This window comes from Roseobacter sinensis, assembly GCF_025755255.1.
In the GTDB taxonomy this organism is placed as follows: Bacteria; Pseudomonadota; Alphaproteobacteria; order Rhodobacterales; family Rhodobacteraceae; genus Roseobacter; species Roseobacter sinensis.
In genome coordinates, this window is record NZ_JALIEB010000006.1 from 1 (window position 1) to 13,185 (window position 13,185).

Annotated in this window: 16 protein-coding genes; 10 read left to right on the forward strand and 6 right to left on the reverse strand. The window is 61.9% G+C overall.

The window, feature by feature from the left end; all coding sequences use genetic code 11:
* Positions 1-288: hypothetical protein (locus MUB52_RS10720; protein ID WP_263844221.1), on the forward strand; the 288-nt coding region annotated here is incomplete at its 5' end.
* 144 nt (positions 289-432) lie between these two features.
* Here the strand turns inward: MUB52_RS10720 and MUB52_RS10725 are convergent.
* A complete protein-coding gene (locus MUB52_RS10725) occupies positions 433-1,575 on the reverse strand; it encodes a substrate-binding domain-containing protein (protein ID WP_263844222.1) in 1,143 nt (380 codons plus the stop codon).
* A 50-nt stretch (positions 1,576-1,625) separates the two neighbouring features.
* On the opposite strand from MUB52_RS10725, the gene MUB52_RS10730 reads away from it, so the two are divergent.
* Entirely contained in the window at positions 1,626-2,090 is a 465-nt protein-coding gene (locus MUB52_RS10730; protein WP_263844223.1) for a MarR family winged helix-turn-helix transcriptional regulator, read from the forward strand.
* Between the two features lie 68 nt (positions 2,091-2,158).
* Here MUB52_RS10730 and MUB52_RS10735 read toward each other — a convergent pair whose 3' ends face one another.
* Genes MUB52_RS10735 through nthA form a run of 4 tightly spaced genes read right to left on the reverse strand, consistent with a single transcriptional unit; the run spans position 2,159 to position 3,845 of the window.
* Positions 2,159-2,545: a nitrile hydratase accessory protein gene (locus MUB52_RS10735; RefSeq protein ID WP_263844224.1), complete on the reverse strand. Its 387-nt coding sequence runs from the start codon at positions 2,543-2,545 to the stop codon at positions 2,159-2,161.
* Entirely contained in the window at positions 2,545-2,895 is a 351-nt protein-coding gene (locus MUB52_RS10740; protein ID WP_263844225.1) for a nitrile hydratase subunit beta, read from the reverse strand. Before MUB52_RS10740 ends, MUB52_RS10735 begins: the two co-directional genes overlap by 1 nt.
* Entirely contained in the window at positions 2,895-3,206 is a 312-nt protein-coding gene (locus tag MUB52_RS10745; RefSeq protein WP_263844226.1) for a nitrile hydratase subunit beta, read from the reverse strand. The genes MUB52_RS10740 and MUB52_RS10745 overlap by 1 nt, the downstream gene beginning before the upstream one ends.
* A 30-nt stretch (positions 3,207-3,236) precedes the next feature.
* Entirely contained in the window at positions 3,237-3,845 is a 609-nt protein-coding gene (gene nthA / locus MUB52_RS10750) for a nitrile hydratase subunit alpha (RefSeq protein WP_263844227.1), read from the reverse strand.
* A gap of 420 nt (positions 3,846-4,265) precedes the next feature.
* Here nthA and MUB52_RS10755 point away from each other — a divergent pair, with 420 nt between their 5' ends.
* From MUB52_RS10755 to MUB52_RS10790, 8 genes are all read left to right on the forward strand, one after another.
* Positions 4,266-5,786, forward strand: a complete 1,521-nt coding sequence (locus MUB52_RS10755; RefSeq protein WP_263844228.1) for an amidase — start codon at positions 4,266-4,268, stop codon at positions 5,784-5,786.
* Between the two features lie 111 nt (positions 5,787-5,897).
* Positions 5,898-7,136 (forward strand): urea ABC transporter substrate-binding protein, encoded by a 1,239-nt coding sequence (locus tag MUB52_RS10760; RefSeq protein WP_263844229.1) that lies wholly within the window; start codon positions 5,898-5,900, stop codon positions 7,134-7,136.
* A gap of 10 nt (positions 7,137-7,146) precedes the next feature.
* Complete coding sequence (locus MUB52_RS10765) at positions 7,147-8,013, forward strand: ABC transporter permease subunit (protein ID WP_263844230.1); 867 nt, start codon at positions 7,147-7,149, stop codon at positions 8,011-8,013.
* Positions 8,013-9,044, forward strand: a complete 1,032-nt coding sequence (locus tag MUB52_RS10770) for a branched-chain amino acid ABC transporter permease (RefSeq protein WP_263844231.1) — start codon at positions 8,013-8,015, stop codon at positions 9,042-9,044. Before MUB52_RS10765 ends, MUB52_RS10770 begins: the two co-directional genes overlap by 1 nt.
* Positions 9,041-9,763, forward strand: coding sequence for an ATP-binding cassette domain-containing protein (locus MUB52_RS10775; RefSeq protein WP_263844232.1), 723 nt, complete (start codon positions 9,041-9,043; stop codon positions 9,761-9,763). The genes MUB52_RS10770 and MUB52_RS10775 overlap by 4 nt, the downstream gene beginning before the upstream one ends.
* Positions 9,760-10,467 (forward strand): ABC transporter ATP-binding protein, encoded by a 708-nt coding sequence (locus MUB52_RS10780; protein ID WP_263844233.1) that lies wholly within the window; start codon positions 9,760-9,762, stop codon positions 10,465-10,467. The genes MUB52_RS10775 and MUB52_RS10780 overlap by 4 nt, the downstream gene beginning before the upstream one ends.
* A 64-nt stretch (positions 10,468-10,531) precedes the next feature.
* Entirely contained in the window at positions 10,532-12,091 is a 1,560-nt protein-coding gene (locus MUB52_RS10785; protein WP_263844234.1) for an amidase, read from the forward strand.
* A gap of 64 nt (positions 12,092-12,155) precedes the next feature.
* Entirely contained in the window at positions 12,156-12,455 is a 300-nt protein-coding gene (locus MUB52_RS10790; protein ID WP_263844235.1) for a putative quinol monooxygenase, read from the forward strand.
* A 273-nt stretch (positions 12,456-12,728) separates the two neighbouring features.
* On the opposite strand, the gene MUB52_RS10795 is transcribed toward MUB52_RS10790, so the two are convergent.
* Positions 12,729-13,142: a Fur family transcriptional regulator gene (locus MUB52_RS10795; protein ID WP_263844236.1), complete on the reverse strand. Its 414-nt coding sequence runs from the start codon at positions 13,140-13,142 to the stop codon at positions 12,729-12,731.
* Between the last annotated feature and the right edge of the window lie 43 nt (positions 13,143-13,185).

Sequence of the window (13,185 nt, forward strand, 5' to 3'; positions counted from 1 at the left end):
GAAGAGAACAAAGGCAACCTCAGACGCAAGAAGAAGGAAGTTCAGAAAACACGCATTGACAGATTAGAGAACAGAATAGGCTCTTTTCAGAATTCTTGGTGTTCCGATAAGAGCGCACGCGGTCTCAATGCCTTTGTGCGCATACACATTCTGGTGCTGCTGCGCAGCGGCAGAATCCGAGATCAATGCACAGCGCGATCAGGATCGGACCCTGAAGCTCGAGAGGGATCACGTTCGAATATCGCTCCCGACACTGTTTTGCAGGCCGCCGTGAACATCTTCCTTTGACAGACTGCGGTGGCAGGATGATGTGCACCGTGCACGCTGCGCCGGGAAAAGCATGGCTTGATGCGCTCACGTGCGCGCGGACTTGCGATTGCCGAACGCTCAAGCGTTGGACCTGTGGGGTATGAATACATAATCCGTCGCGTTTCAGGACAGCCGCGTCAGGTCGTCAAACAAAAAGCCATTCGCACGCGCCAGAAAGACCGGCGATTTGTTGTGAGCGTTTGTCAGGTACAATCCACGCCGCGCGCTCTTGTACTCGATCGGCCTTGGTGCGACCCCCTCACGTGTCAGCCAATGCCCTTCCGATTGCTCGACCAGCCTGGCCAGGAAATGCAGACCTTCATAGGTGGACTGGCCGAGCGCGTTCAGCATGGGCGCGCGCTCCTGGTGGAGGCTGTGATACTTTTCGCGGAACTCGGCATTGCCGGCGGTTTCCAGCCCCGCAAAGTAAGAAGCCGAGGAGAAGAGCCGGTCGAGGTTGCGGGCACCGCTGGCCAACAAGCCGTTCTCCTCGATTGCGCAGGAGAGGCGAAACATCTTGGATGACAGCCCCATCGCGCCGAAAAGGCGATTGAACTCCACCGCGTCCTGGCCGACCAGGGATATGAGAACCGCATCCGCGCCGGACTTGCCAATGGTCTCCACCTCATCTGCGAGCTCTTTTGAGCTGAACGGGAGGTATTTTTCGTAGACCAACTCGCGGTGTTCGTGATGGAATTGTGTCTTGGCATAGGCGTGCGAGACCCGCGGCCAGATATAGTCGTTGCCGATCAAGGCCCATTTCTTTAGCTTGAACTGCGCACTCATGTATCCGATTGCGGGGCCGAGCTGCCGCGCTGGGGTGTCGCCAATCGTGAAGACGCCCGGAGAGGCCTCGCCGCCCTCGTAGAGTGGCGTATAAACGAACGGCACACGCCCTCGAACGGTTGCAACGAGCTTCTGCCGCACAGCGCTGATATGCATGCCGACAATCGCATCGATGCATCCGTGCGAGACCAGCTCATCCGCCACATCCTCGACCGGCGTTTCGGCTTCGAGTGCCGCGTCGATCACCACGATCTCGACCGGACGCCCGGCAATGCCCGCGGTGGCGTTGAGTTCCTGAAGCGCCACTTCCGCACTTGCGATGCACGACGGAGCCCACAGACCTGCTGCGCCACACATGGGGATGAGCAGGGCGACGCGGTAAGGCCGATGTGCCTTGCTATGCTGGCGGACATCCGAAACGCCATACGGAAAAGATGCCGTCTCGCCACGTCTCCAAAGATATATGTGCGCCGACGCCATTGATCAGGTTTCTTTGCTAGTTTTGCCCCAAAGACGGTGATACTCGGGGTGTGCAACGTCAACTACGTACCTATCGAACCTTGGGTCGCCGGATGCCAAAGCCTCAAAAAACAGTGGATTCGTACATTTCTTATGCGCTCGCCGCAGCGCATCGAAAGCTCCACACCGAGCTGAGCCAGAAACTCAAAGCGCTGAACGTTCAGGTCGAGACGTGGCGGGTGTTGCAATCGCTTCGTGCCTCTGAGGGTATCACAATGCGCGAATTGGCAGAAGTCGTTTTGATGAACCCTCCGACCTTGACCAAGCTGGTGGACAGGATGGTCGCGGATGGGCTGGTCCAGCGGCAACTTTCCCCTGAAGACCAACGCAGGGTTCAACTGGCGCTCACAGATCTGGGGATCAGCGTGTCGGACAAGATCGCCCTGCACGTCGAGGAACAGAACGACCGGATCATCGAGGCGATCGGGTCGGAGAAAGCGAAGCTGCTGCGGGAAGCACTGGATACGCTGACCTGACGCTCTCCGCGGCATGGTGAGATCCGACCCAGGTTCCGGCCAAGCTCACAGCGACCAGACCAGAGCATCTATGCCTCGGACCGAGCCGCTCCTTTCACAAGCACAGGCGCTTCGCCGAACCCGCGATGCTGATCCGCGGCGCGCCAGTCCTCCTTGGCGGCCCGCAGGCTTTGCACATCGGTGACCTTCTTTGTGGTCATCATGCGTTCCAGAGCGCTGAGCCAATGCTTGTAGTAGGTGTCGCCCAGGTCCGGATCGCCCGCCGCTTGCGCCGATTTGATCTCCTCCGAGAGTGTTTCGCACCATTCGGACCATGCGAAGAGACCACGCTTGTGCAGATCCACCGTCATCGCGAAAGCCTTTGCCTCCCATGGCGCATTGAAGACGGGACCACCTTCGTCATGCGGCAGGTGCGGTGTGCGTTTGAGGTCGGACCCCTTGATCTGATCCTTCATTATACCGCCTTCATGTAGTCATCGAACATGTCGATATAGAGATACATGTTCTCCGCATGATCGTCCCCCCAGAGCTCGCGGAAGGAGAACTTCACGGAATAGACATGCTGCGCCTTGTGCCCCAGCCCATGCGCGCCGGTGTCGGGAAAGGCGAAAACGCCGTGATCGCGCTCCACGACCCCCGTCTTGCCGCGGACGTAGCGCGGCAGTCGGGTGTGTGTGACGGGGTTGATGTTCTTCATCTCCACCCTGTCACCTATCTTGAATGTCGGCGCCACATCCTCGTCCAGCCGCGCCGAGGCTCCGGTGGCGATCAGACCCGGCACGACATCGGGTGTCAGGGTCGGCATCAGGCATCCTCCATCGCGATATGTTTCTTGCGGGCGGCGAGCTCGTCTTGCGTAACGACACCCTTTTCCACCAGAAGCGTTTCCAGCGACGTCAGCCAGTGTTCGTAGTAGCTCGTCTCCAGGTAATGCGCCGGGTCCATGCGCTCGATGGCGTGGCGGAACTCGTCCACGTTGTAATGCCCACCCGCAAAACACGAGATGAAGAGGCCGAACATCCGCCGCTCCCAGTCATCCTTGAAAATGGGTTCGTCCTTGGCCGGGTTGATCGGGCCAAGACCGTCCATGCCTCCGAGATCATGTATGCCGTTCATTGTGAGATCCTTCTTGTCGGGTTGCGGCCGTCACTGCGCCGTCAGCACATCCGTGCCGATCATCGCATCGCGTGTGACCAGCTCGGCCAGTTGCTCTTCGGTCATCCCGTCTGTTCCGTCGGGCCGTTTCGGCAGGACCAGGTACCGCAGCTCGGCATTGCTGTCCCAGACACGGATTTCGGTGTCTTCCGGCAGGGTGACGCCGAACTCCTCAAGCACGCCGCGCGGGTCCTTGACCACCTTCGCACGATAGGGGGCTGCCTTGTACCAGACCGGCGGCAGGCCGAGGGTCGGCCACGGATAGCAGGAGCAGAGGGTGCAGACGACTATGTTGTGCACCTCGTCCGTGTTCTCGACCACCACCATGTCTTCGCCCTGCACGCCGGAGAACCCAAGCTCGCTGATCGCCGCGGTGGCATCGCTCAAAAGACGCTCCTTGTAGGCCGGATCGCTCCAGGCCCTGGCGACGACGCGGGCCCCGTTGCGCGGGCCGATCTTCGTCTCGTAGGTTTCGACAATCAGATCGATTGCCTCGGGGTCGATCAACTCCTTCTCCGTCAGAATGGATTCCAGCGCCTTCACGCGCAGTTCCACATCCGACAGCGGTCTGTTGTGCGGATGAGGGTGGTCATGCGGCATCGTGTCGTCTCCTTCTCACGTGTCTGGTCAGCCGGGGGGCCGTTGGATCGGTGATCACGACCCGGCGCCGTTTTGCGGCGGGTCAAACGGTGTCACAACATGCGGGGTCACTGATTAAATGTTGAGCACTTTGCCGCCTGGCAACCAAAAACGAGGAATTTTGCGATCGCAGTCTGTTGCCGATGCGGTTCTCAAAGGTTAACCAAAAATAAGTTTCCAATTCAACTAAATTCACTTATATGCTGATGCTGGAGACTGGGAGTGCATGAAGCAGCGTTGCGCGGCAAGACGCGACCGCCTCATTTTATATAGTTTTATCAGGTCACTACGCGTCGAAGCTCGACTCATCGCGTGCATCGGACATGGATTGCGCCGCCAGGGACATGCGCCTGGGCGGCCCGAGAAGGCTGGAATTTTGGTATGATAGACCGTCCAGAAGTCAACGACGTGCAGGCGGCGGGCGCTGAACTGGGCCTGACACTGAGCGCAGAGGACAGTGCCTCTTTTCTAGGCCTTATGGGCGGCCTCTTTGACGCCTACGATGTTGTGGACGACATGAAAAGCCCGCTGCCACCGGTGAGCTACGACCGCGCGCCGGGTGTCAGACCTGATCCCGCAGACAATCCGTTCAATGCCTGGATCGTCAAGACAGAGATCAAGGGCGCCCCTTCCGGCAAGCTCTCCGGCAAAACCGTCGCGATCAAGGACAACGTGAACGTCGCCGGTGTGACGATGGAAAACGGCTCCACCATCCTCGAAGGCTACGTGCCCGAAACCGACGCGACGATCGTGACACGGCTGCTGGACGCCGGTGCCGATATCCACGGCAAGGCGGTTTGCGAGTACTACTGCGCCTCGGGCGGCAGCCACACCTCGGCCAGCGGACCGGTGGAAAACCCGGTGGTGCCCGGCCATAATGCAGGAGGGTCGTCCTCGGGATCGGCCGTGCTGGTGGCGGCCGGTATCGTCGATATGGCGACGGGGGGCGACCAGGGCGGCTCCATCCGCATTCCGGCGTCGTTCTGTGGGGTGGTGGGTTTGAAGCCAACGCACGGGCTGGTGCCCTACACGGGTATCTTCCCGGTCGAGCTGACCGTGGATCACGCGGGCCCGATTACACGGACCGTAGCGGACAGCGCGCTGATGCTGGAGGTCATGGCGGGCCCGGACGGGCTTGATCCGCGCCAGTCGGGCGCGCCGAGCCAAAACTATTCCGCCGGGCTCGGACAGTCGCCGCGCGGGCTCAAGATCGGTGTCGTTTCCGAAGGCTTCGGACACCCGGGCGGTGAAGCTGAAGTCGACGCGCGCATCCGCGACGTGGCCGATCGGCTGGCATCGCTGGGAGCCCATGTCGAAGAGGTCTCGATGCCGCTGCACGCGGCAGGCGCTGCGATCTGGACGCCGATCTTCCTCGAAGGCGCGACCGAGCTGATGATGCGGCAGAACGCCTATGGCACCAACATGAAGGGCGTCTTTCTCGAGAGCCTGTTGGACAAGCAGTCGCATTGGAAAGCCCGTGCCAACGAGATGTCGGAGACGCTGAAGCTGGGTCTGCTGATGGGGCATTACATGTCTTCGCGGCACAAGGGGCGCTACTACGGCAAGGCGCAGAACCTCAACCGGCTGCTGACGGCGGCCTATGACGATGCGCTGAGCCGGTTCGATGTTCTGTTAATGCCAACGACACCGATGGCCGCCACGCCGCTACCGGGCCCGGACGCCAGCCGCGAGACGATTGTCGAGCGCGCCTTTGCGATGATCCCCAACACATCCCCCTCCTGCGTCACCGGACACCCCAGCATTTCGGTTCCGGCAGGCACCACCGACGACGGCCGGCCCATCGGCGCGATGTTTGTCGGCCGCAAGCTCGAGGAGACGACACTCTTCCGCATCGCCGCTGCTGTCGAACAGCTCACGTTTGAGAAGACCATGGCGGAGTGATGCCACAGCCAAAGCACCGCTCGCGGGCCGGATCCCGGCGCGCGGCGAAGGATCAACCACGGAACAGTCTCGGAAAACAAAGAGACACCGACCAACAGAAGGGAAACGTAGATGACACTCTCTCGTCGTAGATTTATCCGGAACTCCGCCGCGGGTGGCGTCGTATTGGCCGCGCCCGCGCTCATTGGCAGTGTGGCGCGCGCAGACGACGGACCGATCAAGCTGGGCAGCCTGCACGATCTGGCCGGCCCCTTGGCCGCCACCGGAGAGCCCATGGTCTATGCCATCATGCTCGCGGTGAAGGAGATCAACGATGCGGGTGGCCTCCTGGGCCGTGAGGTCGAGTTGATCAACTACGACACGCAGTCGAACATCCAGCTGTATTCGCAATTCGCGCAGCAGTTGGCCGTGCGCGACAAGGTGGACGTGATCCACGGCGGCATCACCTCGGCCTCGCGCGAGGCGATCCGCCCGATCTTCAGCCGGTTCCGCACGCTTTACTTCTACAACACGCTCTACGAAGGCGGCGTCTGTGACCGCAACACGTTCAATACGGGCACCACGCCTGCGCAGACGGTCGAAAAGCTGGTGCCTTACGCGATGAACCTCTGGGGCAAGAAGGCCTATATCATCGCGGCGGATTACAACTATGGCCAGATCACCGCGAAGTGGATGCGGAAATATGTGGAAGACAACGGCGGCGAGGTGCTGTCGACGGACTTCTTCCCGCTTGATGTGACGAACTTCGGCCCGTCGATCTCGCGCATTCAGGCGGCGGAGCCCGACCTGCTGCTGTCTGCCATGGTCGGCGGCAACCACACCGCCTTCTACCGCCAGTGGGCGGCGGCCGGGCTGAAGGACGAGATCCCGATTGCCTCCACCACCTTTGGCCTCGTGAACGAACCCGCGACCTTGGAAGATGCCGAGAGCCGCGGCGTGCTCGGCAGCTACGGATACTTCGAAGAGCTGCAGACACCGGCAAGCCAGGCCTTTGTCGAAGCGATCAAGAGCGAGCACGGCGCGCAGACGCCCTATATCAGTGAGCTGGCCGCAGCCAGTTACGAGGGCGTGCACCTCTGGGCCGAGGGCGTGAAGAAGGCGGGCAGCGTCGAGCGGATGGCGGTGATCGAAGCACTGGAGACCGGGCTCTCCTTCGAGGGGCCAAGTGGTCCGGTCGTGGTGGATCCGAAGACCCATCACGTGACGCGCAACACCTTCCTCGCCGAGGTGGTCGAGAGCAGGTGGAACGTGCTGGAAACCTTCGAACAGCAGGCACCGCTGGATACGGCCGCTGTCTGCGATCTGGAGGCCAATCCGAACGACACCACCCACTACATCATCGACATCTGAGGTCGGCCGCATGGATATCGCGATCATCGTAGGGCTCGACGTTGTCAGCGGCATCGCCTCGTTGGTGCTGATCAGCGCCGGCCTGGCGGTGATCTTCGGCATGATGAAAATCATCAACCTCGCGCATGGGGAATTCCTCATGCTCGGGGCCTACGCCACGGTGCTGGCGGTGAACGCGGGCGTGAACATCTGGTTTGCGATGCTGGTGATCGCGCCGGTTTTCGTCGGGCTTGTGGGTGTTATCGTCGAGCGATGCCTGATCCAGTTTCTCTACGGGCGGCTAGTCGACACGATGCTGGCGACCTGGGGTCTGAGCCTGGTGATCGTGGGCGGTACAACGATGATCTTCGGCAATACGATTGTCGGCGTCTCCTCGCCCTTGGGTGGGTTTCAGGTCGGTGCCTATCAGTCGAGCCTCTACACGCCGTTCCTGGCGTTGATGGCGCTTTTCCTCATGACCGCGGTCTTTGCGGTGATGCGCTATACCCGCGCGGGGCTCATTGCCCGCGCGGTCATGCAGAACCCGGATATGGCGGCGACGCTGGGCGTCAATCCGGCACGCGTCTATATGGCGACCTTCGGGGCAGGGGCGGCGATGACCGGGCTCGCGGGCGGGCTGCTCGCCCCGGTGGCGGGCGTGGTGCCGACCATGGGAGCCGCGTATATCGCCAAGGCCTTCATCACCGTTGTGGGGGGCGGCACCTCGGTCCTCTGGGGTCTGATCTCAGCCTCGGGGCTCTTCGGCTTCATCAACCAGATCGCGGCCTTCCTGACCACGCCGGTCTTTGGCGAGGTGATCCTCTTCATCGCGGCCGTGATCTTGATCCGGCTGCTGCCCACAGGCATCTCGGGCCGCTTCTTCAAGGGACGTTTGTAATGCAACTGTTGAACGGAATGACAGGCGCCCTGATTGGCTCGGCCATCGCTGCCGTCGGGATCCTCACCGCACCACTTTACGTCGATCTCTTCCAGATCATGCAGCTCACGGTCTTTGCGGCGATGGCCGTTCTGGCGCTCAGCCTTGGGTTCATCTGGGGCTACGGCGGCATCCTGTGCTTCGGTCAGACATCGTTTTTCGGGCTGGGCGCCTATACCTACGCGGTGGCGGCCATCAACTTCGCCGACAGCACGCCTGCGATCCTGCTGGCGATCCTGATCCCGGTGATCTTCGCGGCGCTGCTGGGCTACTTCATGATCTACGGCGGGATCAGCGATGTCTATCTGGGGGTGATCACGCTCACCGTCTCGCTGATCCTGTTCAATCTGGTCAACTCGACCGCGGGCGACTTCTACAAGATCGGAGACGCGCGCCTCGGCGGCTTCAACGGCATGCCGGGCGTGCCCACGTTCAATCTGCCGGGCAATCCCGGCTACATCCTGACGCCAGAGCAGGCCTGGATGGTCACTGGCATCGCGCTGATCGTTGTCTACCTGGGCCTGCGCCTGCTGATCGCAAGCTCCTTCGGGCGCATCATCATCGCAATTCGCGAGAATGAGACGCGGGCGGCGCTGCTCGGGTACGACCCTCGGATCTACAAGCTGATCACCTTCATGATCGGCGGGGCCATTGCGGGTTTTGCAGGCGCGCTTTACGTGAACTGGGGCGCCTTCGTCAGCCCGACGATCTTTGCCTTGGGCCTCTCGGCGCAGATTATCATCTGGGTCATCATCGGCGGGCGGGGTACGCTGATCGGGCCGATCATCGGCTGCCTGCTGCTGCAGTGGCTGGTGACGGAGATCGGTGCGCAGCAGGCGTTTGACGCGAATTTCGTGCTCGGCGCCATCCTGATCGTCTTCGTGCTGCTCGTGCCCAAAGGCATCGCGCCCACATTGCGCGACATGGTGATGTCGCGGTTTGCCGAACGCGGTGACGCCCCGCCCGACGTCTCCGTGAAGGTGAAGACATGAGCGCGCCTTTGCTGCAAACCAGTGGCCTGACGATCCGCTTCGGCGGGGTCACGGCCGTCGACCGTGTGGACTTCACCTTGAAGGAATCCGAGCTGCGCTGTCTGATCGGGCCGAACGGCGCCGGCAAATCCACCTTCTTCAAGCTACTGACGGGGCAGCTGCGCCCCACCGAGGGGCACGTGCATCTGCGCGGCCAAGATATCTCGGGCGCGCGTCCGCATGAGATCGCGCGGCAAGGGGTCGGGATCAAGACCCAAGTGCCGAATGTCTTCAACGCGATGACCGTGCAGGAAAACCTGTGGATCGCCGCGCGTCACAAACATACCCCGAACTTTGCGACCGAGCTGACAGAGCAGATCCTGACTGACCTGCGGCTGACCGCGATTGCGGGCAAGGAGGTCGGACAGCTTGCCCATGGTCAACGGCAATGGGTCGAGATCGGCACCGTTCTGGCCGGCGAGCCTGAGCTGATCCTGCTGGATGAGCCGGCGGCGGGCATGACCCATGAGGAGGTCGAGCGCACGGCGGACCTGATCCAGGAGATCAACAAGACCCGCGCGCTCATCGTGGTCGAACACGACATGCAGTTCATCAAGATGATCGCAAAGACGGTGACGGTTCTGCATCAGGGTGCTGTGCTGATCGAGGATGATGTGGCGCGCGTGCTGGAAGACGCGCGGGTCCGCGACGTCTATCTGGGCAAGGGGTTGGCGGCATGATCCTCGAAGTCGATGCGCTCCGGTCCGGTTATGGCCGCATCCCCATCCTGGCCGGTGTGACCCTCGGGGTCGAAGACGGCGAGTTCCTAGGCATTCTCGGCCACAATGGCATGGGCAAGACCACGCTGATGAACACGCTGATGGGCCATCTGCCGGCCACGGGCGGGACCATTCGCTTTGACGGGCAGGACATCACCGGAATGCCTGCGCACAAGCGCGCGCTTGCGGGCCTTGGACTGGTGCCGCAGGGGCGGCAGATCTTTCCCGATCTCTCCGTGCACGAAAATCTCCGCATGGGCATGGCGGGCAGCACCCAGGAAGACCCCGCGCTCCTCGATGAGATCCTTGAGCTGTTCCCGCGTCTGCAACGGTTGCTCGACCGGCGCGGTGGGGCGCTCTCTGGCGGCGAGCAACAGCTTCTGGCGCTGGCCCGATGCCTGTGTGCGCGGCCCAAGCTCATGCTGCTCGACGAGCCGACGGAAGGCATACAGCCCTCGATCCTCGAGGAGATCGTGGACACGCTGAAGACCTTGCGCACACGCGGGCTGTCGCTCGTGCTGGTGGAGCAGAACCTCGATTTCATCGCGGCCCTCTCGGGCCGGGTGCTGATCATCCAGAAAGGCGCCATCACCGGCGAGTTGATGCCGCAAGATCTCAAGAACCCGGAAACCGTGTCTGAATTTGTCGGCATGACAACAGCCTGATCATCCGAGCCTGCGGCGGGGAGGCCGCATCACCGAAACCCAAATGATCGAGAGGAGAAGATCCATGACCATCAAGAGACCCACAGTCGAAAAGCTTCTGGAGATAGCGGACGGGTTGGGGATGACCCTGACGCGGGCCGAGGCGGAGGAGTATCATACCCTGATGCAGCCGAATTTCGACGCTTACGATGTCGTCGATGCGGAGCCCGATTTCACCCCGCCGGTGAAGTATCCCCGCACCTCCGGCTACGCGCCGACCGCGGCAGAGAACCCCTATGGTGCCTGGGCGCGCAAGGTCGAAGTGAAAGGCGCTGCGGACGGCAAGCTCAAGGGCAAGACGGTGGCCCTGAAAGACAATGTCGCCCTGGCTGGCGTGCCGATGACGAACGGCGCCTCCACCCTGGAAGGCTTTGTGCCGGTGGCGGACGCAACCATCGTCACACGCATGCTGGACGAAGGGGCGACAATCGAAGGCAAGGCGGTCTGCGAGTACTTCTGCCTCTCCGGCGGCAGCCACACGTCGAAGCCGTCGATGGTCCACAACCCGCGCCGCATAGGGTACTCCGCAGGTGGCTCCTCCTCGGGCAGTGCAGCCCTCGTGGCCGCGGGCGACGTGGACATGGCCATCGGGGGCGATCAGGGCGGATCGATCCGGATGCCTGCGTCCTACTGCGGGATCGCGGGCATGAAGCCGACCCACGGGCTTGTGCCCTATACCGGTGTGATGCCCATCGAGAGCACGATTGATCACACCGGCCCGATGACTATGTCCGTCGCCGACAACGCTCTGATGCTCGAGGTGCTGGCCGGTGCCGATGGGCTGGACCCGCGCCAGTATTCCCCGAAGGTCGACAGCTACACCGATGCGCTGGATCGCGGCGTCTCGGGCATGAAGATCGGTGTCCTGAAGGAAGGCTTTGTCGCCGCGAACATGATGCCCGGCGTGGCGGATTCGGTGAAGGAAGCAGCGGAAACCTTCCGTGGTTTGGGTGCTACGGTCGAGGAGATCTCGATCCCCGAGCACCTGCTGGCCGCCGCCGTCTGGGGCCCGATCGCGATCGAAGGTCTGCAGTGGCAGATGATGCAGGGCAACGGCATGGGTATGAACTGGAAAGGCGCCTATGACGTCGGCCTGATGGACTACCATGCAGGCTGGCGCGGCAAGGCCGATGACCTCTCCGAAAGCCTGAAAATCTGCATGCTGATCGGGCAATACGGGATCGACCACTACAACGGGCGCTACTACGCCAAGGCGCAGAACCTGTCGCGCAAGGTCAAGGCGGCCTATGACGCGGTCTTTGCCGACTACGATCTGCTGCTGATGCCGACCCTGCCGATCACCGCCTCCAAACTGCCGGAGCCGGGCGCGCCGATCTCGGAAGTGATTGCGCGGGCCTTCGAGATGATCGCGAATACTTCGCAATTCGATGTGACGGGGCACCCGTCCATGTCGATCCCCTGCGGCGAAGTCGACGGCTTGCCGGTGGGTCTGATGCTGACCGGTGCGGATTATGCGGAAAGCACCATCTATGCCGCTGCGGCAGCCTTCGAGGCAACGGTGGATTGGACCGGAACCGTCGCCAAGCCTGCAGCCGCCGAACCTGAACTGACGCCGGCACAATAGGGCGCAAGCGAGGTCGGCCACTGACTGGGTTGGCCTCGCCGGGCCTCTGGACTCGAAACGCTAGATGATCACGATCACCGCCATTATTCGGGCCAGATCCGGCCAGGAGACGGCCCTGCGCGATGCGCTGCTGGATGTCGCCGCCCATGTGAAAGCGCATGAGCCCGAAACGCTCGGCTTTCATGTGTCGCAAGGCCTGGAGGACCCGTCGGTCTTCACAACCTATGAACGCTTCAGGGACGAGGCGGCGAAGGACACGCACAACGCGTCCGAGGCCGTCGCCCGGTTCTTCGCCCAAGGCGAGGCGCTGATCGACGGTGATGTGGTCCTGCACACCTGCCGCGAAGTATCGACCGAAGGATGATTTCACGACGCGTGTTCTGGACGCAATGTCGTCGGAAGGTCGTCATGCAGGGGTCGCTGTTTGCCCGCCGAACGACGGGTTCGTCCGCGATGTCTGAGTGCGTTCATCTCTCAAATTTGCAGTTGCAGCGAATGGCCGAAATGCGGGCTGCCTTCGGATGTCGCCGTTCAGGACGAGCTCCGGGCATTGCACCATCGTTTTCTTGCGATTTTGGCCCTGTCGTGAATGGCGCAGGGCTGGTGCAAGAAGGCCTCTCGCGTATGCAGCGCCGGGTCAGTTTTTCTTGAGTGGCACACCGTAGAGCTCCAGCCGGTGGCCGCGCAGCTCATAGCCGAGTTTGCGCGCGATGCGTTCCTGCAGCGCTTCGATCTCGGCATCGACGAATTCGATCACCTCTCCGGAGGTGATGTCGATCAGGTGATCGTGGTGATCGCGCTCGGCATCCTCATAGCGCGCGCGGCCGTCGCCGAACTCCAGCTTGTCGAGAATACCAGCCTCGTCGAACAGCTTGACCGTCCGGTAGACCGTCGCCAGCGAAATGCCGGCGTCGATGGCCGAGGCGCGGGCATAGAGCTCTTCCACATCCGGATGGTCGGCACTGTCTTCGAGCACCCTTGCGATCACGCGGCGCTGCCCGGTCATCCGCAGCCCCTTGGCTTCGCAGCGCTCGATGATGGTGGTGCCCATGTCGCTCCCTTCCCGATTGGGCGACAGGTTTAGCGGGTCTTGC

Coding starts and splice junctions, on each gene's coding strand:
- MUB52_RS10725 (WP_263844222.1), bottom strand. CDS start 1,575: ATGGCGTCGGCGCACATATATCTTTGGAGACGTGGCGAGACGGCATCT.
- MUB52_RS10735 (WP_263844224.1), bottom strand. CDS start 2,545: ATGAAGGATCAGATCAAGGGGTCCGACCTCAAACGCACACCGCACCTG.
- MUB52_RS10740 (WP_263844225.1), bottom strand. CDS start 2,895: ATGCCGACCCTGACACCCGATGTCGTGCCGGGTCTGATCGCCACCGGA.
- MUB52_RS10745 (WP_263844226.1), bottom strand. CDS start 3,206: ATGAACGGCATACATGATCTCGGAGGCATGGACGGTCTTGGCCCGATC.
- nthA (WP_263844227.1), bottom strand. CDS start 3,845: ATGCCGCATGACCACCCTCATCCGCACAACAGACCGCTGTCGGATGTG.
- MUB52_RS10755 (WP_263844228.1), top strand. CDS start 4,266: ATGATAGACCGTCCAGAAGTCAACGACGTGCAGGCGGCGGGCGCTGAA.
- MUB52_RS10760 (WP_263844229.1), top strand. CDS start 5,898: ATGACACTCTCTCGTCGTAGATTTATCCGGAACTCCGCCGCGGGTGGC.
- MUB52_RS10765 (WP_263844230.1), top strand. CDS start 7,147: ATGGATATCGCGATCATCGTAGGGCTCGACGTTGTCAGCGGCATCGCC.
- MUB52_RS10770 (WP_263844231.1), top strand. CDS start 8,013: ATGCAACTGTTGAACGGAATGACAGGCGCCCTGATTGGCTCGGCCATC.
- MUB52_RS10775 (WP_263844232.1), top strand. CDS start 9,041: ATGAGCGCGCCTTTGCTGCAAACCAGTGGCCTGACGATCCGCTTCGGC.
- MUB52_RS10780 (WP_263844233.1), top strand. CDS start 9,760: ATGATCCTCGAAGTCGATGCGCTCCGGTCCGGTTATGGCCGCATCCCC.
- MUB52_RS10785 (WP_263844234.1), top strand. CDS start 10,532: ATGACCATCAAGAGACCCACAGTCGAAAAGCTTCTGGAGATAGCGGAC.
- MUB52_RS10790 (WP_263844235.1), top strand. CDS start 12,156: ATGATCACGATCACCGCCATTATTCGGGCCAGATCCGGCCAGGAGACG.
- MUB52_RS10795 (WP_263844236.1), bottom strand. CDS start 13,142: ATGGGCACCACCATCATCGAGCGCTGCGAAGCCAAGGGGCTGCGGATG.